Below are 22617 nucleotides of genomic sequence, written 5' to 3' on the forward strand. Positions count from 1 at the left end.
CCGGCGTCAGCGCTTGCGCAGCGTGAACTGCATCACGCTGGTGTTGCCCTGCGCAAAAGCCGCCTCGCAGTAGGCCAGGTAGAACTCCCATATGCGGATGAACCTTTTGTCAAAGCCGAGTTGCAGCACGCGCTGCTCCTGCGCCAGGAAATCGTCACGCCAGAGCCGCAGCGTGCGCGCATAGTCCAGGCCAAACGAGAACTCATCAACGATGTCAAAGCCGGCCGCCTCGGCCTGCGCCCGGAATTCGCGTGGACACGGCAGGCAGCCGCCCGGAAAGATGTACTGCTGGATGAAGTCGGTCGAGCCGATGTAGCGCTCGAACAACTCGTCGGCAATCACGATGCTCTGGATGCAGGCATGGCCACCGGGCTTGAGCAGGCGGGCGACCGTCCGGAAATACTCGGGCCAGTATTCCCGGCCGACCGCCTCGACCATCTCGATCGAGCAGATGGCGTCGAAGGGCTCGTCCGGCGTGGTCTTGCCAATATCGCGGTAGTCCTGCAGTCGCAGGTCGGCCTTGTCGGACGCGCCCAGGCGCGCCATGCGCTGTTTGGCCCAGTCGAGCTGCTCGGTGCTCAGCGTCACGCCGACGACGGAGGCGCCGAATTCGGTCGTCGCCATTTCCGCCAGCGCGCCCCAGCCGCAGCCGATTTCGAGCACGCGGTCGCCAGGTCTGACCTGCGTCAGGCTCAGCGCGCGGCGCACCTTGGCATGCTGGCCTTCCACCATCGTGGTTTCAGGCGAGTCGAAAATCGCCGACGAATAGTTCATGGTGCTGTCCAGCCACAGCGCGTAGAACGCATTGCCCAGGTCGTAATGCGCATGGATGTTCTTCTGGCTGTTGGCCTTGGTGTTGCGGTTCAGCAGGTGCTTGACGCGGTAGGCCAGGCGGCCCAGCCAGCTGCCGTAGATGGCGCTTTCGACCTCCTGGCGGTTGATGATCAGCAATTCGAGCAGGTCGGTCAGGTGCGGCGTGGTCCAGTCGCCGGCGATGTAGCTTTCGGCAAAACCGATGTCGCCCGAACGCAGCGCGGCGCTGCACGGCTTCCAGTTGTGCAGGTGCAGACTGGCCATGGGCGCCGTGCCCGAGCCGAAGCGCTGCAGCGCGCCATCGGGCAACTGCAGCGTGAGCGTGCCGTGCTTCAGGCGCCGCAGCATCTTCAGGGCGGTGCGCGCCGCGCCGGGTGCGTCGCGGGGAATGGGTGGGGCGGCGGGAATCGAGGGAGGGCTGAGGGTGGTCATCGCGTCACAGTGTTATTGGGAAGCTCGGGTTTGCTGACGAAGGGAATGCGTTTGCGCCACAGCCTGAAGGCTTGCCAGTGGATGCGCGCCATCACGCCGAGCGTCATGGCCGGGTAGCGCCACAGCGCCTTGCGCAGGCTGGCCCGGGTCACCGGCTCCAGCGTGCCGCTGACACTGGTCTGCAGCAGCGCGCCGGCCGGGTCGTCCAGGCTGTCGTGGTAGTCGATGCGGGCAACGGTTTTTTGAACGCCATCGGTGTCGCTGCGCAGGAAACGAAAGCGGTAGCCGCCAGCCAGGGTGCAAAACGGCGAGACATGGAACACCTTGTCGGCGCTGAGTTCCTTGCCGTATTTAGGCGCGTCCAGCAGGTAGCAATGGCGCTCGCCAAAGGTGTTGTTCACCTCGACGACGATGGCGCGCAGGCTGCCGTCCAGCCGGTGGCAGTACCAGAAGCTGACCGGCTTGAAGGTGTAGCCGAGCACGCGCGGATAGGTGTGCAGCCAGGCTTCGCCGCCCGCGTCTTCCACGCCTTCGCGCAGCAGCAGGGCGTCGAGCCAGGCCAGCGCGTTGTCGCCGCCGTCGCCGTGGTCGCAGTCGAAAAAGCTCAGCGCGCCGCGCCGGTTGTGCGCCAGCGCGCCGCTGCCATGGCGGTGCAGGCTGCGCATCGGCAGCATGAGGAAATAGGTGGGGTAGTTGAAGGCATTGGCGACCGGACGCAGGCGTTTGTGCATGACCTGGCCGAAGCCGATCAGCGGCACGTCGGGCACCGGCGGGCGGCTCATGCCGGCACGCCTTGCCCGTGCCGGGCGTGCTGCGCTTCTTGCGCGTGTTGTTCAAGCAGCAGCCGGGCGGCGTTCATTCCCGACTTCAGGCCGTCTTCATGAAAGCCGTAGCCGGTCCAGGCGCCGCAGAAGTAGCTGTGCTGCCGGCCTTGCAGGGCGGGCAGCAGTTGCTGCGCCTGGATCGCGGCCCCGTCGAACACCGGATGCATGTAGTCGTATTCGCCCATGATGTGATGACGCGCAATCTCCTGCAGCGGATTGAGCGACACCAGCAGCGGCTGCGCAAAGAGCAGCGGCTGCAGCATGTTGAGCAGGTAGTGCAGGCAGACACCGGACGATTCGCGCTCGATGCCGGCGGCGCGCTCATAGTTCCAGGCCGCCCAGGCGATCTTTTTTTGCGGCAGCACGGCACTGTCGGTGTGCAGCACGGCGCGGTTGGCCTGGTAGCGGATGGCGCCCAGCGCCCTGCGCTCGGCGCTGCTGGCATCCGGCAGCAGCGCCAGCGACTGGTCGGAATGCGTGGCCAGCACCACCTTGTCGAAATGCTCGATGGCATGGCGCGTGACGATGCGCACGCCGCCGCGCAGCGCCCCGGCGTCGCGCTCGATGCGTTCGACCGGCGTGTTCAGCCGCTTGTCGGCAATGCCGGCGACGATTTTTTCTACATAGTGGCGCGCGCCGCCCGTGACAGTCCACCACTGGGGCCGGTCGGTGACCTGGATCAAGCCATGGTTGTGGCAAAAGCGGACCATGGTGGCCACCGGGAACTGCAGCATCTGGTCGGTCGGGCAGGACCAGATGCAGCCCATCATCGGCAAAAAATACCAGTCGCGGAACTCGGCTGAAAACGCCTGCTGGCGCAAAAAATCGCCCAGCGGCTGCACCATGGCGGCCTCGGCGTTCGACAGCGCCAGCGCGGTGGTGATGCGGTTGAATCGAACGATGTCGCGCAGCATGCGCAAAAATTTCCAGCTGACCAGATTGCCGCGCTGGGCAAACACGCTGTTCAGGCTGGAGCCGCTCCATTCGAGCGTCCGGCCGCCAGTCGCGCCGGGCGCCTTGACCGAAAACGACATGTCCGAGCGGGCGGTTTCCACGCCCAGCTCGGCAAACAGCGCGATCAGGTTCGGGTAGGTTCGTTCGTTGAACACCAGAAAACCGGTATCCACGCCGTGGCTGACCGGGCCGTTCGGCGTGGGCAGCGTGACATCGACGGTGTGCGTGTGACCACCGAAGTAGTCGCCCGCCTCGAACAGCGTGATGCGCGCCCGGCCTTTTAAGGCATGCGCCGCAGCCAGCCCGGAGATGCCCGATCCGACGATGGCCACCCTGGGGAGCGAAGGGTTCATGCCCGCGCTCCAGAACCGGAGGGGAATATAAAAATGCTGCGAAGCGTCCCGGTGCGAACAAGGGAGTGAGGGAGGAGTGAAACCGCCCCGGGTGTGCAGACCGGCCTGGAGGGCCGGAAAGGCTTCGCAACAATGAAACCGTTGTGGCCTTGATCCCGCGTTAAGGCGCTGCGCGAGCAAGGCAGGCTGTAGGAGTTCCTCCAGCCTGATCGAGTTCCCCCGCGCCGGGTTGTCAGTCGGTAAAGTTTTGTTAAGCCGCTGGCGGCTTTTGAGCACGCGCCCACCGTGTTCATGGCCGGGCCAGCTGCTTTTCGATTTCGGCCACGAACTTGCTGCTGCCGGGATCGGCCATCGAGTTGAAGGCGGTCACGGCCAGGCCGTCGCGCGAAATGATGTACTTGTAGAAATTCCAGCGCACTGGCGTGCTGCTGGCGGCGGACAATTGTTTGAACAGCGGGCTGGCGTCCTTGCCGCTCACGCTGGTCTTGGTGAACATGGGGAACTTTACGCCGAAGGTGCTCTCGCAAAATTCCGCGATGTCCTTGTTGCTGCCCGATTCCTGCGAAAAGTCATTCGACGGAAAGCCCAGCACCACCAGGCCGCGCCCCTGGTATTTGTTGTAGAGCGCTTCCAGGCCCTTGTACTGCGGCGTGAAGCCGCAAAAGCTGGCCGTGTTGACCACCACGACCACCTTGCCGCTGTACTGGCACAGCGATTGCGGCTTTTCGTCCTGAAGGCGCAGCACGTTTTGTTGCAAAACGGCAGGGCAGGCCTGGGCCGGTGCTTCGGGCGGTGCTGCCCTGGCTGGCGAAGCGGCCAATGCCGCACCGGCCAGCAGTGCCAGGGTCACGGGAATGAGGGAAAAGGCTTGCATGGCTTGCTCTCAAGAAAAAGGGGTTCGAGCTTATACGCACCAGTTTGACCGATGGATTCAAAATTTTTTTCTGTGGCGCTCTGGCTCGACGCCCGGACCAGCTTCAACGCGGCCTGGAAAACGAAAGTGGTCGAGCGAATCCTGCACAATCCGGGGATTTTGCAGGCCGCCATTTCGTTGCGGCCCATGCGCCCGACACTTCCCTGAAAGCCGTATGAAACCGCCTTCCTTCCTGAACAAGATCGTCAACCGCAACGACGCCGCCGCCCGCATGGCTGCGCTGCCCCGCCCCGTGGTGTTCACCAACGGCGTGTTCGACGTGCTGCACTGCGGCCATGCGACCTACCTGGCGCAAGCGCGACAGTTGGGCGCCAGCCTGGTCGTGGCGCTCAACACCGACGCCTCGGCCCGCCGCCTGGGCAAAGGCCCGGACCGGCCGCTGAACCCGCAGGACGACCGGGCAGTGCTGATGGCGGCGCTGGAATCAAGCAGCTTGGTGACCTGGTTCGACGAGGACACGCCGCTCGAACTGATTGCCGAACTCAAGCCCGATGTGCTGGTCAAGGGCGGCGATTACGACATGGATACGCTGGCCGAGACGGCGGTGGTGAAGGCCTATGGCGGCCGGACGCTGGCGATTCCTTTTGTTGAGGGGTATTCGACGACGGCGCTGGTGCAGAAGATTCGGGCGGGGACTTCGGCAGGATGATTTTTGCTATTGTATTAATAGCTGCTTGCGCATGTCTTGATTGCGATGGAGGCTGATTTGATCACTAAATTTCAGCGGTTTCCGTTATTGGTATTTATCCGCTGAAACGCACGGTTTGAAGCGCTCGCTTCAAGTCGTTCGGCAAGCCAGACCTTGATCACCGATTGCCGGGTCACGCCGAGCTTGCTGGCTTCCCTGTCCAGGGAATCGATCATCCAGGTCGGAAAATCGACATTCACGCGTTTTTGCGCCTGCAAGACACGCCGGGCCTTGGATAAATCCAGGGAAGCCGTGAGGTCTGCTCCCTCGTCAAACGCTTGCTCGAAATCTTTAGCTTTCATACAGTGCCACCTCCTCGGTACGCGCGCGGCGAACGGAAATTAATCGAATATTTGCACCCCGGTAGGTGATGACGGCTGACCAATGCCTTCCATCGATCAGCCCAATCACCAGATACCGGGGTTCATCTTCGGTTTTTGCAGCAATCTCCAGAAGCATGGGGTCATTCCAGAGAAGTTGTGCCTGTACAAAGTCAATGTTGTGTTTGGCAAGGTTGGATTTGCTTTTGGAATCGTCAAATTCAAAGGGACGCATGTGATAGAAATCATAACTTAACGGGTGGTTTTAGAGCAGTATCTTGAACCCTGAGGCTTGAAAGCGACGAGCTTTCCTTGAGCACCTTCGCTTCCAAATATGTACAATAAGACGTACATATTTTGGAGCTTCGCCATGGATGCCATCACCTACTCTACTGCCCGCGCCAACTTGGCTAGCACCATGGACCGGGTGTGCAACGACCATGAATTTTTGATCATTACCCGCAACGGGCAGCAGTCCGTCGTGATGCTTTCCCTGGAGGACTTCCAGGCCCTGGAAGAAACGGCTTACCTGCTGCGCAGCCCTGCCAACGCCAAACGCCTGCTAACCGCTAGCGCCCAGCTCACCGACGGCAAGGGCATGGCGCGGGAACTGGCCGAGTGAAGCTGTTTTTTGCGGACGAGGCCTGGGACGACTACCTCTACTGGCAAAAGCACGACAAGCGGATGGTCGAGCGCATCAACAAGCTCATTCAAGAGACGCAGCGCGAACCGTTCTTGGGTGTCGGCAAGCCGGAGCCGTTGAAGCATGCCTTGTCAGGGTTCTGGTCGCGCCGCATCACCGATGAACATCGTATGGTTTACCAGGTGGAAGGCGACGCGCTGTTGCTGGCGCAGCTTCGGTATCGCTATTGAGGCGGACTCCGAAGCTGTAACAGTGCAGGGTAGACCGACTACAAGTCGGTTGCAACCGAATCAGCCGGCAGCCGTTTTGACGTTGGCCGGTGCCGCATGCAGCTGAAGCCCCAGCGCACCCACGACGCGCAGAATGGTGGCGAATTCGGGGTTCCCGGTAGGCGAAAGGGCTTTGTACAGGCTTTCTCTTCCAAGCCCTGTTTCTCGTGCGAGCTGCGCCATACCTTTGGCCCGCGCAATGTCTCCCAACGCTGCTGCGAAAAGAGAGGCATCGTTTTCCTCAAGGGCCGCTTCAAGATAGGCCGCCATGTCTTCATCCGATTGAAGATGTTCAGCGGCATCCCAGATGCGCGTCATGGGCTTGGTCGTTTCCTTGGTCATTTTTTACTCCGCATAGTGGCGCGCCAGTTCTTTGGCTTTCATGATGTCGCGTGTTTGTGTGGATTTGTCACCACCGGCAAGCAGCAACACGTAGTGGCTACCGTGTTGAACGAAATACACCCGGTAGCCTGGTCCGTGGTCGATCTTCAACTCCGAGACACCTTCCCCCACGGGTTCAACGGTGCCGAAATTACCGAGCGACAAGCGCCGGATTCGGATATCCACCCGGACACGTGCCGTTCGATCCTTCAGTGATGCGAACCACTTTTCGTATTCGGGAGTTTGGCGGATTTCGGTCACGGCGATAGTGTCTCATGGGATACGAGATGGCTGACTCGTATTTTTGTGCTGGCTCGAATGGTGCACAAAGCAATGGGAGGGCTATACGCTTTGCCCACCGTAGTGAAGTTGTCTGTGACAGTTTGGACATACAGCGATTGCATTCTCCACAGTGTCTTCGCCTCCATGAGCAAGTTGCTTTTTGTGATGCACCTCCAAATACGGAGCGCCATCTTTCTTTCGCGTAAATGGCGCTGGCTTTAGACATGATCCGCAGACACCGGACGCACGATGCAGGACTTCAGCGACCACATAAGGGTTTCTTTTGAAAACCTCTACAAGCCGCGTCATCCTTTCGGGAAGCTTTAGAGAAGCTTTCAGTTGCGCCTGTCGTTGTTCAGTGGTAGCGCTGAGGGCTAGTTTGACCTGTGCGCTGAATGCGTCCTCCTCTTCAACAAGAGAGATAAGCGTTGGAACTGAAAACTCATACTTTGCTGCAACCAAGCGATCAGCGATCGCAAGGTAACAGGCCTGACGCTTTCATAGTATTTGATGTGCTTACGCACTGCCCTGACAGCGGTTTCCAAAGCAAGCGGTCCTTGGTCTTTTGCAATTCGACTTAAAAAGTAATCAGTCGCTGACGCACTTATGGTTTTTTGAAACAGCTCGCCCGTCATCATCAGGCTGTGAGCACTGAGGTAGTACCTCGCAGAGGTTGGATTCCACTGGTATTGCTCTTGAAGTAACTTGACGCCCGATTCAAGCTTCACCAGATCAGCGAATATTCTTACAGCGACTTCGTAGACGGCTTCAATTTGAGTTTTCGTGATTTTCATGGGTGATTTGCGAGGGTCTTTTTTTCTATGTCGTGCTTGTGGTCTGCTACCGATTAAGTCGGTGGCAACTATCGCGGTGCCACATCCCCAGCCCGCACCGCCACCCCCTCCACCGGCTTGCCGCGCACCCGCCCCGCCATGCGCCGGATGAACTGCTCCAGATCATCCATATACGTGAATACCGCCGGCACCACCAGCAGACTCAGCACCGTCGAAGTAATCAACCCGCCAATCACCGCCACCGCCATCGGCGAGCGAAAGCTCGAATCGGCCGCGCCAAAACCGAGCGCAATCGGCATCATCCCTGCGCCCATCGCCAGCGTCGTCATGATGATCGGCCGGGCGCGCTTGTGGCAGGCGTCCAGCAGCGCATCCCAGCGGCTCATGCCTGCCACCGCCGGCCGGCCGTCGCTGCCGTCATGTCCGCGCCGTGCCACGATGGCGTACTCGACCAGCAAAATCGAGTTCTTGGTAGCAATGCCCATCAGCATGATCAGGCCGATCAGCGACGGCATGGAAAAGCTCTTGTCGGCGATCAGCAGGCCGACGAAGGCGCCGCCCAGCGACAGGGGCAAGGCGGCAAGAATCGTCACCGGGTGCAAGAAGTCCTTGAACAGCAGCACCAGCACGATGTAGATGCACAGCACGCCAGTCAGCATCGCCAGGCCAAAGCTGGCAAACAACTCGCCCATCACCTCCGCGTCGCCGATTTCCACCACCTTCACGCCGGGCGGCAGGTTTTTCACGGCAGGCAGTGCCTGCACCGCCTTGGTCACGTCGCCCAGCGGCAGGCCCGACAGCTCGATCTCGAAGTTGACGTTGCGCGAGCGGTCGTAGCGGTCGATGATGGCCGGGCCGCTGGCGATCTCCAGCGTGGCGACCTGGCCAAGCATCACCGGCCCCTTGCTGCCCGGAACCGAGAGCCTTTCGAGCACGCTCAAATCCTGACGCGCGGCATCGGCGAGCTTGACGACGATGGGCACCTGTCGCTCGGACAAATTGAGCTTGGGCAGCGCCACGTCGTAGTCGCCCAGCGTGGCGATGCGCAGGGTTTCGCCAATGGCGGCGCTGGTCACGCCCAGGTCGGCGGCGCGGGCAAAGTCGGGCCGCACGGCAATCTCGGGGCGGATCAGGCTGGCGCTCGACGCGACGCTGCCCAGGCCGGGAATCGTGCGCAGGTCTTTTTCGACGGCGCGCGCGGCCGAATTGAGCGCCAGCGGGTCTTCGCTGGTCAGCACCAGGATGTATTTTTCGCCCGAGCCGCCCAGGCCGACCTTGCTGCGCACGCCAGGCAGTGATTCGAGCGCGGTGCGCATCTTGTTTTCAATGCCCTGCTTGCGCGGCCGGTCGCCGCGCTCGGCCAGCAGCACGGTCAGCGTGGCCTTGCGGGTTTCCGCCGCGCCCGAGCCGGCGAACGGGTCGCTGCCGGCCGTGCCGCCGCCAATCGTGGTGTAGATGCTGCGCACATGCTCGACCTTGGCAATCAAGAGCCGCGCCTGCTCGGCGGCGGCCTCGGTCTGCTTCAGGCTGCTGCCAGGCTGCAATTCCAGGTAAACCTGGGTTTGCGAATTGTCGTCAGGCGGAATGAAGCCGGTCGGCAGCAGCGGAATCAGCGCAATCGAGCCCACAAAAAATAACGTCGCCGCCACCATGGTGACGACGCGGTGCTTCAGGCACCAGCCGGCAGCGCGCATGTAGGCCTTCAGCCAGCCGGGCTCCTTGTGCTCGCCAACGATGGGTTTCAAAATATACGCTGCCATCATCGGCGTCAGCACCCGCGCCACGATCAGTGAAGCAGTGACGGCCAGCGCCGCCGTCCAGCCGAACTGCTTGAAGAACTTGCCGGCAATGCCGCTCATGAAGGCCGTCGGCAAAAAAACCGCGACCAGCGTGAAGGTGGTGGCGACCACTGCCAGCCCAATCTCGTCGGCCGCTTCCATCGCCGCCTGGTACGGCGTCTTGCCCATGCGCAGGTGGCGCACGATGTTCTCGACCTCGACAATCGCGTCATCGACCAGGATGCCGATGACCAGCGACAGCGCCAGCAGGCTGATGATGTTGATTGAAAAGCCCAGCAAATACATGCCGATGAAGGCCGGGATCACCGACAGCGGCAGCGCCACGGCCGACACAAAGGTGGCGCGCCAGTCGCGCAAGAACAGCCACACCACCAGCACCGCCAGAATCGCGCCTTCGTACAGCAGGTGCATCGAGCCGTCGTATTCCTCCTCGACCGGCTTGACGAAATTGAAGGCTTCGGTCAGTTGCAGGTCGGGGTGCTGGAGCTGAAGCTCCTTGAGCGCCGCCTGCACCGCCGCGCCGACGGCGACTTCGCTCTCGCCCCGGCTGCGGGCGACTTCAAAACCGACCACCGGCTTGCCGTCAAGCAGCGCGGCCGAGCGCGGGTCGGACACGGTGTCGCTGACCGTCGCCACGTCGCTCAGGCGGATCTTGCGGCCGTCGCTCAGCGCCAGTTCGAGTTCGCCCAATGCCTGCGCCGACTTGACGGTGGCCAGCGTGCGCACCGGCTGTTCGCTGCCGCCCAGGTCGGTGCGCCCGCCCGCGCTTTCGGTTTGCACCTGCTTGAGCTGGCGCGAAATGTCCGATGCCGACGCACCCAGCGCCTGCAATCTGGACGCGTCAAGCGCCACGCGCACCTCACGCGTCACGCCGCCGACGCGGCTCACCGCGCCCACGCCGCGCACGGCCAGCAGCTTGCGTGAAATGTCGTTGTCCACAAACCATGACAGCGCTTCCGCGTCCATCCGGTTCGAGGCAATGGTGAAGGCCAGGATGGGCTGGCCGGCCAGATCGACCTTGGTGACGACCGGGTCGCGCACGTCGGCGGGCAGGTCCGAGCGCACCCGCGCCACGGCCGAGCGCACGTCGTCCACCGCTTCCTGCACCGGCTTTTCCAGCCGGAATTCGGCGGTGATGCTGACGCCGCCGTCCTGCACCTTGGTCATGATGTGCTTCAGGCCCTGCACCGTGGCGATCGAGTTTTCCAGCTTGCGCGCGACCTCGGTTTCCAGTTGCGCCGGCGCCGCGCCCGGCAGCGAGGCCGATACGCTGACGGTGGGCACGTCGATGTCGGGAAAGTTCTGCACCTTCATGGCGTTGAACGACAGGATGCCGCCAAACGTCAGCAGCACGAACAGCATCACCGCCGGAATCGGGTTCTTGATCGACCAGGAGGAGACGTTCATGGCGTTGCTCCTTCTTTGATAGCTGCTGGCAAAGATGCAGCCTGCGCAGGAGCCGTATTGGGTTCATTTTCCTGACCCAGACGCACCAAGTCGCCGTCGTTCAGGAAACCCGCGCCATTGACGACGATGCGCGCATCCGCTGGCAAGCCCGAGACGACCTCGACGCGTTCACCCGCCAGCCGGCCGGTCTGCACCTTGAGCTGGCTGACGCGGTTGCCTTCGCCCAGGCGGAACAGGTAGTTGAAGCCGTCGCGCACCACCAGAGCGCGCTGCGGAACGGTCAGCGCGTTGGTGGCGCCGAGCTCGAATTCGCCACGGGCGAACATGCCGGCCTTGGCGGTTGAGGTTTTGCCGGAGGCCGGCAGATCGACATAGACCAGCGCTGCGCGCGTCTGCGGATCGACGCTGGGCGCGACCATGCGCACGCGGCCGCGCAACTCGCCGCCGCTGGCCGGCACCACGCTGACCGGCGTGCCTGGCTGGATGCGGCCGAGTTCGGCCGAGGTGACTTCGGCGCGCCATTCCAGCCGGCCCTGGCGGATCATGCGGAACAACTCGGCGCCGCTGCCGACCACCGAGCCGACCGTGGCGGTGCGCGCCGAAATCACGCCGCTGTCGGGCGCCAGCACCTGCGTTTGCCGGCCGCGCAACTGCTGTGCGCCCAGCACCGCCTGCGCTGCTTCGGCGCGGGCCTTGGCGGTTTTTTCGGTGGTCTGGTACTGGTTGATCTGCTGCGTGCTCAGCGCGCCCGAGCTTTGCAGGCTGCGCGCCCGCTCGGCATTGCCGGCCGCGTCGGCGGCGTTGGCCTGGGCTTCCAGCAGGCTGGCGCGTGCCTGCGCCACGTCGGCCTGCACGCTGTCCGTGGAAAACGTCGCCAGCACCTGGCCGGCCTTGACCACGTCGCCGACATTGACGCGCACCTCGGTCAGCCGCAGGCCGCTGGATTCGGCACCGATGACGGCTTCCTGCCAGGCGGCGATGTTGCCATTGGCCGACAGACGGATCGGCAGGCGGGTGGTTTCGGGCAAGGCGACCGTCACGGTCAGCGCTGGCTTGGGCGCGCTCTGGACGCTGGCCGCTGTTGCCTCGGGCTTGCGGGCAGACACGTAAAAGAACGCACCAGCCGCCAAGGCGACCACCACAAAGGTGAGGACGACGATGGGTTTGAGTTTGAGTTTTTGCATGGCGTGAAAGAAGAATCAGGACGATGGGCGGGTTCAGCGGCGGACGGGCGCAGCGGCAGGCGCTTGGCTGGATGCGGCGGGCGGCACGAACGTGGCAACGGCAGCAGTTGCTTCAGTTGCGGCGTTGGCCTTGCCCTGGTGGCCGGTCTCCGGCAGCGCGCGCGTCCAGCCGCCGCCCATGGCGCGGTACAGCGCGACCCAGGCGGACAGGCGCTCGCGTTGCAGCGACACCTGCGTGGTTTGCGCGGCCAGCTGGCTGCGGCGTGCGTCTTCCAGTTCGACCAGGCTGGCCAGGCCGCTCTGGTAACGCGCTTCGGTGCCGGTGAACGCGGCGCGGTAGCCGGCCACCGCGGTTTGCGCATCGCCTTCGCGCGCGGCGGTGCTTTGCAGGCTGACCAGTGCTTCTTCCACCTCGCGCACGGCCTGGCGCACCTTGGCGCGGTAGAGGGCGGCGGCTTCGTCGTAGCGTGCCTGCGCGGCCTGTACGTCGGCGGCGCGGCGTCCGCCGTCGAACAGTGGCACGCTGAGCGCCAGCGGGCCGATGGACCAGGTGGTCAGGCTGGCCGAAAGGCCGCCACTGCGAAAGTTCGACGCGCCAATCGAGCCGCCCAAACTCAGGCGCGGGTAGCGCTGGGCGTCGGCACTGCCCACGTCCGCGCTGGCCGCCGCCACGTCGCGTGCAGCGCTGAACACGTCGGGCCGCTGCGCGAGCGCATCAGCCGGCACGTTTGCTATTGAAAAAATAGCTGCTTGCGGCCGTGGATAGTGCGCCATTGCCACTTTTTGCTTTAAATCGGGCTCTGGCAGGCCGCTCAGGGCGACCAGCGCCTTGAGGTCGAGTTCGCACTGGGCGCTTTGCTGCGTGGCGCGGCCGCTGGCTTCTGCCGCACTGGCGCGGGCCAGCGCATCGGTGGCCGGAGCGGTGAAGCCGGCGCGGGTGCTCAGGCTGGACAGGCGCGCGGTTTCCTGGCGCGAAGTGGCGTCGGTGCGCGTTATCTGCGCCAGCTGGTCGCAACTGCGCAGGCTGTAATACTGATTCGCCACTTCGGCTGCCACCGAAACCCGGGCATCGTGCCATTGCGCTTCGGCACCGGCCAGGCGCTCATCGGCGGCATTGCGGCTGGCGCGGTTGCCGCCGAACACATCGATTTCCCAGCTGGCCTGCAAGCCGCCCTGCGTGGTCGTGACGATGGGCGCCAGATCGGACCCGCCGCCGCTTTGCAGCGAACGCCCCCGGTTGACGCTGGCCGAGGCATCGAGCGATGGCCCCAACGCCGCACCGGCCGCGACCTGCGTGGCGCGCGACTGCTCGATGCGCGAGCGTGCCGTCGCCACCGTCGGGCTGACGGCCTGCGCCGCCGCGATCAGCTCGACCAGCAGCGGGTCGCCCTGCTGCTGCCACCACTGCGTCAGGTCGGTCAGCTTGCCTTGGTGCGGTTTTTCCGGCAGTCCGGCATTCGCTGCGTGACCGGCCTGCGGCGGCAAGGGCGCGGACCATTGCGCGGGCACCGGGGCTGACACCGCGCCGGGGGCAGTGGCGGTGGCGCAGGCGCCCAGCCCCAGTGGCAGCAGGGCGCAAAAAAGGACGGTATGGGGTTTCATGCGGCGGCGTTGCTGTGGGGTGAAGGGGTGGGTGTTGAGGCCTGAGCGGGCGCGGTGCTGCGCTGCGCCGCTTCGATGTTCACCATGGCTTCGGCGTAGTTCACCATCTGGTCGCACCAGGCGTCGATGCCTTGAGGGTCGAGCAGCCGGGGCCGGATGGCCTGCACGATGTCGCGCGTGACGAACAGCTGCACGGCCAGGCCGGCGATGCTGAAGGCCAGCCGGTGCAGGCCGTCATCGGCTTGCGGCAAGCCCAGGCGCCGACCCAGCAGCGCCACCAGTGCCGCATGCGCCGGCTTGATGCCGTTGTCGATCTCCTCGGCCCAGACGCCGGTCGGTTCGAGCATTTCGCGAAAGTGCAGGCGGGTGCATTGCTGCACCACTTCGCCCTGCTTCATCGGGGCCAAGAAGCTGGCCATGAAGCCGTGCAGCGACTGGCGCAGGCTCAAATCCGGCTGGTCGAGCAGCGTCAGGTCGTTTTCGGTGCAGCCCATCGGCTCGGTGAAGGCGGCGCGGTAAAGCCCGGCCTTGTCGCCGAAGTAGTAGCTGATGGCGGCAAGGTTGGCGCCGGCGGCCAGCGCAATCTCGCGCGTCGAGGTCTTGGCAAAGCCTTTTTCGGCAAACAGCCGCAGCGCGGCATGCAGCAGCAGCAGCCGGGCTTCGGCACCGTCGGAGCGCTGCTTGCGCGGCTCGGCAGCGGAGGGTGTGGGGTCGCTTGGAATCATGTGCCGGATTACAGCACACAAGCCAATCAAACGTTTGATTTAGTTAAATCATTCGTTTGACTTGAAGCAGGCAAGCCACAGCGCCTGAATGGCATCGCGCTCGGCCTGCAAAGCGGGCGGCGTGACCTGCGTCGGTTCTTCGTTCAGGCGCGCAAGGTGCTGTACGCGCCGCAGTTCACGGTAGGCACTGGCGGCGTTCTGACCCACGTCGTCGGGCAGCAAGCCGGCCGTTTCCGCGCGCTGCAGCAGGGCGATGTTGCCGACGTTGTCGACCAGTTCGGGGTGCTGGGCGGCCTGCGACAGCACCAGGAACTGCACCGCAAATTCGGCATCGACCATGCCGCCGACGCTGTGCTTGACGTCGAACTTGCCGCCCCGGACCGGGCGTGCGCTGCGGACTTTCCGGCGCATCTCGACAATTTCACGGCTCAGCGCCTGCGGGTCGCGCGGCGCGGTGATGACCGCCCGGCGCACCTCGTCAAAGCGCTGGCGCAGCGACTCGCTGCCCAGCACGAAGCGGGCGCGCGTCATCGCCTGGTGTTCCCAGGTCCAGGCGGTGTTGCTGCCGCGCCGCTGCTGGTAGTTGGCAAATGCCTCGAACGGCGTGACCAGCAGGCCGGAATTGCCGTTGGGCCGCAGCGCGGTGTCAATCTCGTACAGGTCGCCTTCGGCGGTTTTCAGGGTTAGCCAGTTGATCAGCTTGCGGACAAAGCCGGCATACACCTCGGCCGCGCGCTCGTCGTCGTCGTCATAGACAAAGACGATGTCCAGGTCGCTGCCGTAGCCCAGTTCCTTGCCGCCCAGCTTGCCGTAGGCAATGATGCCGAAGCAGGGGGTCTCGCGGTGCCGGTTTTTCAGGTGCTGCCAGCACCATTGCACGGTGATGTCCAGAATCACCTCGGCCAGTGCGCTCAGGTCGTCGGCAACCTGCTCGACGCTGAGCACGCCCTCGACATCGCGCGCCAGGGTGCGGAACACCTCGACATGGTGGGCACGGCGCAGCAGGCTCAGGCAGGTTTCCTCGTCATCCTCGCCGGTGCGCCGGAGCGACGCCAGGCGCTGCTGCAAGTCGCGGGAAAAGGCGGCGGCGTCAAAGCGCTCACGCATCAGCTCGTCGCTGGCGAGTTCGTCGATCACGCCGGGGTGCTGCATCAGGTAGCGCGCCGGCCACCGGGCCGCGCCGAGCAGCCCGAGCAGCCGTTCATGCACCGACGGGCGCTCCATCAGCAGCGCCAGGTAGCTCTCGCGCCGCAGCAGCGGCTCGATCCAGTCGATCAGCCGCAGTGCCGCTTCTTCGCTCACCCGGCCTTCCATCAGCCACTGGGCGGTCAGCTGCACCAGGCGGCTCAGGCGCGCGCGCGAATCCTCGCGCAGCGCCAGGATGCGCGGATGCTGGTGCCACGCGGCCAGCCGGCTCCTGAACAGCACTGGCCAGTCGGGTGGCAACTGCTCCAGCAGGTCGTCGAGCTGCTGCGCCGGCGAGGCACCCTGCCGGCATCCCTTGCCCTTGCATTCGGGCTGGCCTCCGAGCAGGATGTCGAATTCGCCTGCGACCAGTTCGCGGTGGGTGTCCAGGTCGTGCAGGAACAGGCAGCCGTTGGCGTAGCCCATCGTCGCGGCAATCCAGGCCAGGTCGTCGTCGCGGGTCGGCAGCACATGGGTCTGCTGGTCGTCCAGGTACTGGATGCGGTGCTCGACGCGGCGCAGGAATTCATACGCCCGGGCCATGGCGTCGGCGGTGTCCTGCGGCATCAGGCCGGCATGCGCGACGCGCTCAAGCGCCTCCAGGGTGGAGCGGGTGCGCAATTCGGGAAACTGTCCGCCGCGCACCACCTGCAGCACCTGCACGGTGAATTCGATCTCGCGGATGCCGCCGCGCGACATCTTCACGTCGTTGGCGCGTTCCGGGTGGCCGGCGCAACGCTTGGCCGCATGCTCGCGGATCTGCCGGTGCAACACCCGCAACGCATCAAACACGCTGTAGTCAAGGTAGCGGCGAAAGACGAAGGGCAGCACCGCGCCGCGCAAAGCCTGCGCCGAACCGTCGCCGATGCAGTCAAGCGGCGCCACGACACGGCTCTTGAGCCAGGCAAAGCGCTCCCATTCACGGCCCTGCGCCTGAAAGTATTCCTCCAGCGCGCTGAGTGAGACGGCGGCTGGTCCCGAATTGCCGTTCGGCCGCAGCGCCAGGTCAACCCGGAACACAAAGCCGTGCTCGGTCGCATCGCCGATCAGGCTGAACACCGCCCGGACCTGGCGCGCGAAATACTCGTGGTTGGAAATCTGACCCCGGCCGTCAGGGCGGCCGGCGGTCTCGCCGTCGTGGTCGTAAACATAGATCAGGTCGATGTCGCTCGACACATTCAGTTCACGCGCGCCCAGTTTGCCCATGCCGACCACCCACATCCGCGCCGGCCCGCCGCACGCGGCCTGGGGCGCGCCGTGCTGCTCATCAAGGGCCGCCCGGGAGTGCTGCATGGCCACGTCAAGCGCCAGTTCGGCCAGCTCGGTCATGGCGCCGGTCACCACCTGCAGTGCAACGCCTGGCCGTGCAAGGGCGGCACTCTCCAACCCAGCAGGGGCCACAGAACCGGCTTCGCCGGGCTGTAGGCGCAGCGCCCCCCCGGGGGGCAGCGAAGCACACGCAGTGGCGAGCGTGGGGGCGACATCCTGCAAGCCAGGGCCGCGGAACTGGCTTTGCCAGGCCGCAGGCGCAGTGGCCCCCTCGGGGGGCAGCGACCCGCAAAGCGGCAGAGCGTGGGGGCCATCCCCCTGCAAGCCAGGGCCGCGGAACTGGCTTTGCCAGGCCGCAGGCGCAGTGACCCCCTCGGGGGGCAGCGACCCGCAAAGCGGCGGAGCGTGGGGGCTACAGTCCAGCACCACCAGCCGTTCCAGCACCAGTTGGCGCAGCACGCGCAGCGCTGCGCCAGTGTCCAGTCCACTGGCCATCAGCGCATCAAGCGTGACCTGCATCGCCGGGCGCAGCGGCGCGCCGTCGGCCAGCAGCGGCATCTGTTCGGCATAACGCCGGCGAATGCGCTGGACAAAGCGGGAATAGGACGCGGCATCCGGGGGAGTCGGCCCTGCGGGAACAGGGGTTTTTGTACAGTCAGTCGAGGAATCAGTCATCACAACACTACTTCACAAACTTCGTGGTTCTGCGCCGGCCGGTCAAACCGTCGGCGGTCATAATTCTCCGGTCAATGGAGTCCCTCCCCATCAGCCCGTCCGCTTCACCCGCCCTGCCATCCCCGCCGTCCCGGCGTCTGCGATGGATCGCCGTGGCCGTGCGCGGCCTGCTCTGGCTGGTGGCCGCGGCCTGGCTGCTGTTCGGCCTGAGCTGGGGGGTGCTTCACGGCTGGATTGTGCCGCGAATTGCCGAGTTCCGTCCGCAGCTGGAAGCCCAGGCCAGCCGGGCGCTTGGGGTGCCGGTGCGCATCGGCCGCATCACCGGCAAGTCGCTGGGCGCGATCCCGTCCTTCGAGCTGCATGACGTGGTCCTGCTTGATGCCCAGGGGCGCGAGGCGGTGCGCCTGCCGCATGTGCTGGGCGCGCTTTCCCCTTCCTCGCTGTGGGGGCTTGGCTTCGAGCAACTGGTGATCGAGCGGCCCGAGGTCGATATCCGCCGCGCTGCCGACGGCAAGATATTTGTCGGCGGCCTGGATGTCTCGAAAGACACCGACACCGGCCACAGCGCGGTCGCCGACTGGTTGTTCTCGCAGACCGAATTTGTCGTGCGCGGCGGCACCCTGCGCTGGACCGACGAGATGCGGCCGGCGCCGCCGTTGGCTCTGGGCCAGGTGGACGCGGTGATGCGCAACAGCCGGCACCGCCACCTGATGCGGCTGGACGCGACGCCGCCGGCCGAATGGGGCGAACGCTTCAGCCTGCGGGCGATCTTCCGGCAGCCGCTGCTGTCGCGGCGCAATGGCGATTTCCTGAACTGGAGCGGCCAGGTGTATGGCGAGTTTTCCCGGGTCGATGTGTCCCGCGTCCAGCAGTACGCCGGCCTGGAAAAGCTCGGCATTGCGTTGAACCGCGGGCAGGGCGCGCTGCGCGCCTGGTCCGACGTCAGCAAGGGAAAAGTCACCGGCGCGCTGGTCGATGTCGCGCTGCAGGGCGTCGATGCGCGGCTGGGTGCCGATCTGGAGCCGCTGGCCTTCAACACCCTGGCCGGGCGCGTGGCGGCAAGCCAGCATGATGGCGGATTCGACGTCAGCACCGAGGGCCTGCAGTTCAGCACCCGGGACGGCCTGCAGTGGCCGGGCGGCAACCTGGCGCTGGTGCATGCCAACGCGTCACGCCAGGCGCCCGCGCACACCACACTCAAGGCCGACCGGCTGGACCTGGCAGCGCTGGCGCGGATTGCCGGCCGCCTGCCGCTGGAGCCGTCGGCGCACGCGCTGGTGGCGTCGCTGGCGCCCCGGGGTCTGGTGGAAACGCTGGATGCCCGCTGGCAGGGGCCGCTCGATGGCCCGTCGGCCTATGCCGCCAAGGGCCGCGTGACGGATTTGAGCGTTGCCGCAGGGCCAGCCGCTGCTGCGTCCGGCGCAACGGCGGGCATCGGCGCGCAGGCGGTTCCCGGCCGGCCAGGCCTGAGCGGCGCCACGGTGGACTTCAACCTGACGCAGGACGGCGGCCAGGCCAGCGTGAAGATCGCCAAAGGCGCGCTTGACCTTCCCGGAATTTTTGAGGAATCCCGCCTGCCGATGGACCAGCTGTCGGTGCAGGCGCAATGGAAAAGTGCAGGCGAAAAGATCGACCTGCAGTTGCGCGACCTGAAGTTTGAAAATGCCGATGCCCAGGGCCAGGCGCAGGTCCGCTGGCGCACCGATGATGCCGCCGCCGGCCCGCCTGAAGCCGGCGAATCGGCCGACCGCCGCTTTCCCGGCATCCTGGACCTGCAGGGCAGCCTGAGCCGGGGCGACGGCAGCCGGGTGCACCGCTACCTGCCGCTGGTGCTGGACCCTGAGGTTCGCCACTATGTGCGCGATGCCGTCATCAAGGGCCAGGTCAGCGACGTGAAGTTCAAGGTCAGGGGGCCGGTCTGGCACCTGCCGTTTGCCAACCCGGCGCTGGGGGATTTCCAGGTGTCGGCAAAAGTACGCAACGGGCATCTTGTCTATGTTCCCAAAGCCTTGCAGCCGCCTGGCGCCGCACCCTGGCCGGCGCTGACCGAACTGAATGGCGAACTGCTGTTCAGCCGGGCTTCGCTGGACGTCAAGGTTGCCAGCGGCAAGGTCGCCGGCCTGCCGGGCCTGCAACTGCTCAAGGGCGACGCGCGCATTGCCAACCTTGAACACCAGCCGGCGGTGGAGGTGGCGGTGGAGGTCAGGGGCGCGCTGTCGGACGCGCTGGGCTTTGTCAACAGCTCGCCCCTTGGCGCCATGACGGAGCATGCCCTGGCGGACGCCACGGCCACTGGCGCGGCTGACTACCGTTTTCGCCTGCGCCTGCCGATCGACGCGATCGACACGTCAACCGTCGAGGGCACGGTGACGCTGCCGGGCAATGACCTGAAGTTCCTGGCCCAGGCGCCGCTGCTGGGCCAGGTCAAGGGCGTGGTGAACGTGACCGACCAGGGTTTCAGCGTGGCCGGCGCGCAGGCCCGTCTGCTCGGCGGCGACGTCCGCATCGACGGCGGAACACGGCCGCTGGCGCCCGTCGCCGGTGCCAGGACCAGCGTCGCCTTCAAGGCGCAGGGCACGGTCACCGCCGACGGGCTGCGCCAGGCAACCGAACTCGGGCTGGCGTCGCGCGTGGCCGCGCACCTCAGCGGCAGCACCGCCTACAGCGCCACGCTGCAGTTCCGGCAGGGCGTGCCCATTCCCGAGATCATGGTGTCCAGCAGCCTGCAGGGCATGGCGCTGAACCTGCCGGCACCGCTGGCCAAGACGGCCGAAACGGCCTTGCCGGTACGCTTTGAAAACCAGCTGGTGGCCAGTTCGATGGACGCCGGCCAGACGCTGCAGGACCAGCTGTCGCTGAGCATCGGGCGGGTGGCGGTCATCAGCTACCTGCGCGACCTCAGCGGCAACGACGTCCGTGTGCTCCGGGGCAGTATTGGGGTGGGGCTGGAGGCTGGCGAATCGACGCCGGCGCCGCCAACCGGCGTCGGCGCCCATGTCAACCTGGCGGCACTGGACCTGGACGCCTGGGAAGGCGTTCTGGGCCAGGGCGCCAGCGTGGCGCAGCCGGCCGCCAGCGCGCCGGCCGGGCTGGCCGACGCCATGGGCTACCTGCCCAACGTGATGGCGATACGCGCCAAACAGCTGAAAGTTCAGGGGCGCAGCCTGAACAACGTGGTGGTGGGCGCCAGCCGGGATGGCCTGAACTGGCGCGCCAACATCGATGCCGCCGAACTGGACGGCTACCTGGAGTTTCGCCAGCCCGGCGCGCAGGGCGCCGGACGCGTCTATGCGCGGCTTTCCCGCCTGAGCCTGGCCGCCAGCGAGGCCAGCGAGGTCGAGGCGATGCTGGACGAGCAGCCCGCGAGCATTCCGGCACTCGACATCGTGGTCGAAAACCTGGAACTGCGTGGCAAGAAGCTGGGACGGGTCGAGATCGAGGCGATCAACCGGGGCGCGGCGCCCGCCGGGGGCGGCGTGCGTGAATGGCAGCTGAACAAGTTCAATGTCATCCTGCCCGAGGCCGTGCTGACCGCCACCGGCAGCTGGGCGGCGCTGCCCACCGGTCCCCGGGCCGCACGGCCTTTGAACGAGCGCCGCCGGGCCAGCATGGACTTCAGGCTGGACATTGCCGACTCGGGCGAGTTGCTCGGGCGTTTCGGCATGAGCGGCGTGATCCGGCGCGGCAAGGGAACGCTGCAAGGGCAGGTCGCCTGGATGGGGTCGCCCTTGAGCCTGGACTATCCGAGCCTGAACGGGGAATTCCATGTGAACGTCGCGTCCGGCCAGTTCATGAAGGCCGACCCGGGCATCGCCAAGCTGCTGGGCGTGCTCAGCCTGCAGTCCTTGCCGCGCCGGCTGACGCTGGATTTCCGCGATGTGTTCTCGCAGGGTTTCGCCTTTGACTTCATTCGCGGCGATGTCACGATTGTCCAGGGCGTGGCGCAGACCAACAACCTGCAGATGAGCGGCGTCAATGCCGCCGTGCTGATGGAAGGCCGGGCCGGCATTGCCGATGAAACGCAAAGCCTCAAGGTGGTCGTGGTGCCCGAGATCAATGCCGGAACGGCTTCGCTGATTGCGACTGCCATCAATCCGGTGGTGGGCCTGGGCAGCTTTCTGGCGCAGATGTTCCTGCGCCGTCCGCTGATGGAGGCGGCCACGCAGGAATTCCAGATTGACGGAAGCTGGTACGACCCCATAATCACCAAAGTTGACCGCAAGGCGCGGGCCAGGGCCCAGGCGGGCGAGACCACAGTGGAGACACGCAAACCATGAAAATAGCTGCCATCCAGATGGTGTCCGGCGCCGGCGTTCAAGCCAACCTGGACGCGGCACGCCTGCTGCTGACCCGGGCGGCGGAGCAGGGGGCCGAGATGGCCGTGCTGCCCGAATATTTCTGCATCATGGGCCTGAAGGACACCGACAAGCTCAAGGTCCGGGAGCAGGCCGGCAGCGGGATGATCCAGGATTTTTTGAGCCGCTCGGCGCGCGAGCTGGGCCTGTGGATCGTCGGCGGCACGCTGCCCACGGCCACCGGCGATGCCGGCCGGGCGCACAACAGCTCGCTGGCCTATGCCCCCTCGGGCGCCTGCGTCGCGCGCTACGACAAGATCCACCTGTTCAAGTTTGCCCAGGGCGAGGAAGCACACGACGAAACCCGCGTGCTCGACCCCGGCAAGCAGCCGGTGCGCTTTGAGCTCGCCTCGCGCGATGGCCACATCTACACGGTCGGCCTGAGCGTCTGCTACGACCTGCGTTTTCCGGAGCTGTACCGCGCCCTGAAGGCCGATGTGCTGCTGGTGCCCAGCGCCTTTACCTGGATCACCGGCCAGGCGCACTGGGAGCTGCTGCTGCGCGCCCGGGCGATTGAAAACCTGGCCTATGTGGTGGCGGCCGCACAGGGCGGCGTGCACGAGAACGGCCGCCGCACCTGGGGCCACAGCATGGTGGTCGGCCCCTGGGGCGAGATTCTGGCCGGGCAGGCCGAAGGGCCCGGCGTGGTCATGGGCGAGGTGCACGCCAGCCGGCTGCAGGAGGTTCGCCAGCGCCTGCCCGCCTTGAGCCACAGGGTGCTATGAACCG

The 22617-nt window shown here is 65.3% G+C and carries 21 protein-coding genes; 6 read left to right on the forward strand and 15 right to left on the reverse strand.

The genetic code is table 11. The features are described from left to right. Positions 1-6: 6 nt before the first annotated feature. The 4 genes from GZ092_RS07515 to GZ092_RS07530 form a co-directional block, all read right to left on the reverse strand. Positions 7-1245: a cyclopropane-fatty-acyl-phospholipid synthase family protein gene (locus GZ092_RS07515; RefSeq protein WP_293635774.1), complete on the reverse strand. Its 1239-nt coding sequence runs from the start codon at positions 1243-1245 to the stop codon at positions 7-9. Further along, positions 1242-2027 carry a DUF1365 domain-containing protein gene (locus tag GZ092_RS07520; RefSeq protein WP_293635775.1) on the reverse strand — a complete coding sequence of 262 codons (786 nt, stop codon included), beginning with the start codon at positions 2025-2027 and terminating at the stop codon, positions 1242-1244. Before GZ092_RS07520 ends, GZ092_RS07515 begins: the two co-directional genes overlap by 4 nt. Next, entirely contained in the window at positions 2024-3376 is a 1353-nt protein-coding gene (locus tag GZ092_RS07525; protein WP_293635776.1) for an FAD-dependent oxidoreductase, read from the reverse strand. Before GZ092_RS07525 ends, GZ092_RS07520 begins: the two co-directional genes overlap by 4 nt. A gap of 289 nt (positions 3377-3665) precedes the next feature. Continuing rightward, a complete protein-coding gene (locus GZ092_RS07530; protein WP_293635777.1) occupies positions 3666-4250 on the reverse strand; it encodes a glutathione peroxidase in 585 nt (194 codons plus the stop codon). A gap of 51 nt (positions 4251-4301) precedes the next feature. On the opposite strand from GZ092_RS07530, the gene GZ092_RS07535 reads away from it, so the two are divergent. After that, positions 4302-4457, forward strand: a complete 156-nt coding sequence (locus GZ092_RS07535; protein ID WP_293635778.1) for a hypothetical protein — start codon at positions 4302-4304, stop codon at positions 4455-4457. Positions 4458-4464: 7 nt separating this feature from the next. Further along, the gene (gene rfaE2 / locus GZ092_RS07540; RefSeq protein WP_293635779.1) at positions 4465-4959 is read left to right on the forward strand and encodes a D-glycero-beta-D-manno-heptose 1-phosphate adenylyltransferase; all 495 of its coding nucleotides are present in this window, start codon (positions 4465-4467) and stop codon (positions 4957-4959) included. A 71-nt stretch (positions 4960-5030) separates the two neighbouring features. Here the strand turns inward: rfaE2 and GZ092_RS07545 are convergent, their stop codons facing one another. Further along, positions 5031-5300, reverse strand: a complete 270-nt coding sequence (locus tag GZ092_RS07545) for a CopG family antitoxin (RefSeq protein ID WP_293635780.1) — start codon at positions 5298-5300, stop codon at positions 5031-5033. Further along, positions 5290-5553, reverse strand: coding sequence for a BrnT family toxin (locus GZ092_RS07550; protein WP_293635781.1), 264 nt, complete (start codon positions 5551-5553; stop codon positions 5290-5292). The genes GZ092_RS07545 and GZ092_RS07550 overlap by 11 nt, the downstream gene beginning before the upstream one ends. 135 nt (positions 5554-5688) lie before the next feature. On the opposite strand from GZ092_RS07550, the gene GZ092_RS07555 reads away from it, so the two are divergent. Together GZ092_RS07555 and GZ092_RS07560 are read left to right on the forward strand one after the other, a co-directional pair. After that, positions 5689-5940, forward strand: a complete 252-nt coding sequence (locus GZ092_RS07555) for a type II toxin-antitoxin system prevent-host-death family antitoxin (protein ID WP_293635782.1) — start codon at positions 5689-5691, stop codon at positions 5938-5940. Then, complete coding sequence (locus GZ092_RS07560) at positions 5937-6191, forward strand: Txe/YoeB family addiction module toxin (protein ID WP_293635783.1); 255 nt, start codon at positions 5937-5939, stop codon at positions 6189-6191. The genes GZ092_RS07555 and GZ092_RS07560 overlap by 4 nt, the downstream gene beginning before the upstream one ends. A 60-nt stretch (positions 6192-6251) precedes the next feature. Here GZ092_RS07560 and GZ092_RS07565 read toward each other — a convergent pair whose 3' ends face one another. The 9 genes from GZ092_RS07565 to glnE form a co-directional block, all read right to left on the reverse strand. Further along, positions 6252-6572, reverse strand: a complete 321-nt coding sequence (locus GZ092_RS07565) for an addiction module antidote protein (RefSeq protein WP_293635784.1) — start codon at positions 6570-6572, stop codon at positions 6252-6254. Positions 6573-6575: 3 nt separating this feature from the next. Next, entirely contained in the window at positions 6576-6872 is a 297-nt protein-coding gene (locus GZ092_RS07570) for a type II toxin-antitoxin system RelE/ParE family toxin (RefSeq protein ID WP_293635785.1), read from the reverse strand. A gap of 81 nt (positions 6873-6953) precedes the next feature. After that, the gene (locus tag GZ092_RS07575; RefSeq protein WP_293635810.1) at positions 6954-7202 is read right to left on the reverse strand and encodes an HNH endonuclease signature motif containing protein; all 249 of its coding nucleotides are present in this window, start codon (positions 7200-7202) and stop codon (positions 6954-6956) included. A gap of 65 nt (positions 7203-7267) precedes the next feature. Beyond that, positions 7268-7687 carry a hypothetical protein gene (locus tag GZ092_RS07580; RefSeq protein WP_293635811.1) on the reverse strand — a complete coding sequence of 140 codons (420 nt, stop codon included), beginning with the start codon at positions 7685-7687 and terminating at the stop codon, positions 7268-7270. Positions 7688-7755: 68 nt separating this feature from the next. Then, the gene (locus GZ092_RS07585; RefSeq protein ID WP_293635786.1) at positions 7756-10893 is read right to left on the reverse strand and encodes an efflux RND transporter permease subunit; all 3138 of its coding nucleotides are present in this window, start codon (positions 10891-10893) and stop codon (positions 7756-7758) included. Beyond that, positions 10890-12077, reverse strand: coding sequence for an efflux RND transporter periplasmic adaptor subunit (locus tag GZ092_RS07590; RefSeq protein ID WP_293635787.1), 1188 nt, complete (start codon positions 12075-12077; stop codon positions 10890-10892). The genes GZ092_RS07585 and GZ092_RS07590 overlap by 4 nt, the downstream gene beginning before the upstream one ends. 33 nt (positions 12078-12110) lie before the next feature. After that, entirely contained in the window at positions 12111-13679 is a 1569-nt protein-coding gene (locus tag GZ092_RS07595; RefSeq protein ID WP_293635788.1) for an efflux transporter outer membrane subunit, read from the reverse strand. Next, positions 13676-14404 (reverse strand): CerR family C-terminal domain-containing protein, encoded by a 729-nt coding sequence (locus GZ092_RS07600; RefSeq protein WP_293635789.1) that lies wholly within the window; start codon positions 14402-14404, stop codon positions 13676-13678. The genes GZ092_RS07595 and GZ092_RS07600 overlap by 4 nt, the downstream gene beginning before the upstream one ends. Positions 14405-14452: 48 nt before the next feature. Beyond that, the gene (glnE, locus tag GZ092_RS07605) at positions 14453-17533 is read right to left on the reverse strand and encodes a bifunctional [glutamate--ammonia ligase]-adenylyl-L-tyrosine phosphorylase/[glutamate--ammonia-ligase] adenylyltransferase (RefSeq protein WP_293635790.1); all 3081 of its coding nucleotides are present in this window, start codon (positions 17531-17533) and stop codon (positions 14453-14455) included. 74 nt (positions 17534-17607) lie between these two features. Between glnE and GZ092_RS07610 the strand changes: the two genes are divergently transcribed. Continuing rightward, complete coding sequence (locus GZ092_RS07610; protein ID WP_293635791.1) at positions 17608-21810, forward strand: YhdP family protein; 4203 nt, start codon at positions 17608-17610, stop codon at positions 21808-21810. Next, positions 21807-22613: a carbon-nitrogen hydrolase family protein gene (locus tag GZ092_RS07615; RefSeq protein ID WP_293635792.1), complete on the forward strand. Its 807-nt coding sequence runs from the start codon at positions 21807-21809 to the stop codon at positions 22611-22613. The genes GZ092_RS07610 and GZ092_RS07615 overlap by 4 nt, the downstream gene beginning before the upstream one ends. Positions 22614-22617 lie beyond the last annotated feature (4 nt).

The organism is Polaromonas sp., assembly GCF_010365105.1.
In the GTDB taxonomy this organism is placed as follows: domain Bacteria; phylum Pseudomonadota; class Gammaproteobacteria; order Burkholderiales; family Burkholderiaceae_C; genus Polaromonas.

Coding starts and splice junctions, on each gene's coding strand:
- GZ092_RS07515 (WP_293635774.1), bottom strand. CDS start 1,245: ATGACCACCCTCAGCCCTCCCTCGATTCCCGCCGCCCCACCCATTCCC.
- GZ092_RS07520 (WP_293635775.1), bottom strand. CDS start 2,027: ATGAGCCGCCCGCCGGTGCCCGACGTGCCGCTGATCGGCTTCGGCCAG.
- GZ092_RS07525 (WP_293635776.1), bottom strand. CDS start 3,376: ATGAACCCTTCGCTCCCCAGGGTGGCCATCGTCGGATCGGGCATCTCC.
- GZ092_RS07530 (WP_293635777.1), bottom strand. CDS start 4,250: ATGCAAGCCTTTTCCCTCATTCCCGTGACCCTGGCACTGCTGGCCGGT.
- GZ092_RS07535 (WP_293635778.1), top strand. CDS start 4,302: ATGGATTCAAAATTTTTTTCTGTGGCGCTCTGGCTCGACGCCCGGACC.
- rfaE2 (WP_293635779.1), top strand. CDS start 4,465: ATGAAACCGCCTTCCTTCCTGAACAAGATCGTCAACCGCAACGACGCC.
- GZ092_RS07545 (WP_293635780.1), bottom strand. CDS start 5,300: ATGAAAGCTAAAGATTTCGAGCAAGCGTTTGACGAGGGAGCAGACCTC.
- GZ092_RS07550 (WP_293635781.1), bottom strand. CDS start 5,553: ATGCGTCCCTTTGAATTTGACGATTCCAAAAGCAAATCCAACCTTGCC.
- GZ092_RS07555 (WP_293635782.1), top strand. CDS start 5,689: ATGGATGCCATCACCTACTCTACTGCCCGCGCCAACTTGGCTAGCACC.
- GZ092_RS07565 (WP_293635784.1), bottom strand. CDS start 6,572: ATGACCAAGGAAACGACCAAGCCCATGACGCGCATCTGGGATGCCGCT.
- GZ092_RS07575 (WP_293635810.1), bottom strand. CDS start 7,202: ATGACGCGGCTTGTAGAGGTTTTCAAAAGAAACCCTTATGTGGTCGCT.
- GZ092_RS07580 (WP_293635811.1), bottom strand. CDS start 7,687: ATGAAAATCACGAAAACTCAAATTGAAGCCGTCTACGAAGTCGCTGTA.
- GZ092_RS07585 (WP_293635786.1), bottom strand. CDS start 10,893: ATGAACGTCTCCTCCTGGTCGATCAAGAACCCGATTCCGGCGGTGATG.
- GZ092_RS07590 (WP_293635787.1), bottom strand. CDS start 12,077: ATGCAAAAACTCAAACTCAAACCCATCGTCGTCCTCACCTTTGTGGTG.
- GZ092_RS07595 (WP_293635788.1), bottom strand. CDS start 13,679: ATGAAACCCCATACCGTCCTTTTTTGCGCCCTGCTGCCACTGGGGCTG.
- GZ092_RS07600 (WP_293635789.1), bottom strand. CDS start 14,404: ATGATTCCAAGCGACCCCACACCCTCCGCTGCCGAGCCGCGCAAGCAG.
- glnE (WP_293635790.1), bottom strand. CDS start 17,533: ATGACTGATTCCTCGACTGACTGTACAAAAACCCCTGTTCCCGCAGGG.
- GZ092_RS07610 (WP_293635791.1), top strand. CDS start 17,608: ATGGAGTCCCTCCCCATCAGCCCGTCCGCTTCACCCGCCCTGCCATCC.
- GZ092_RS07615 (WP_293635792.1), top strand. CDS start 21,807: ATGAAAATAGCTGCCATCCAGATGGTGTCCGGCGCCGGCGTTCAAGCC.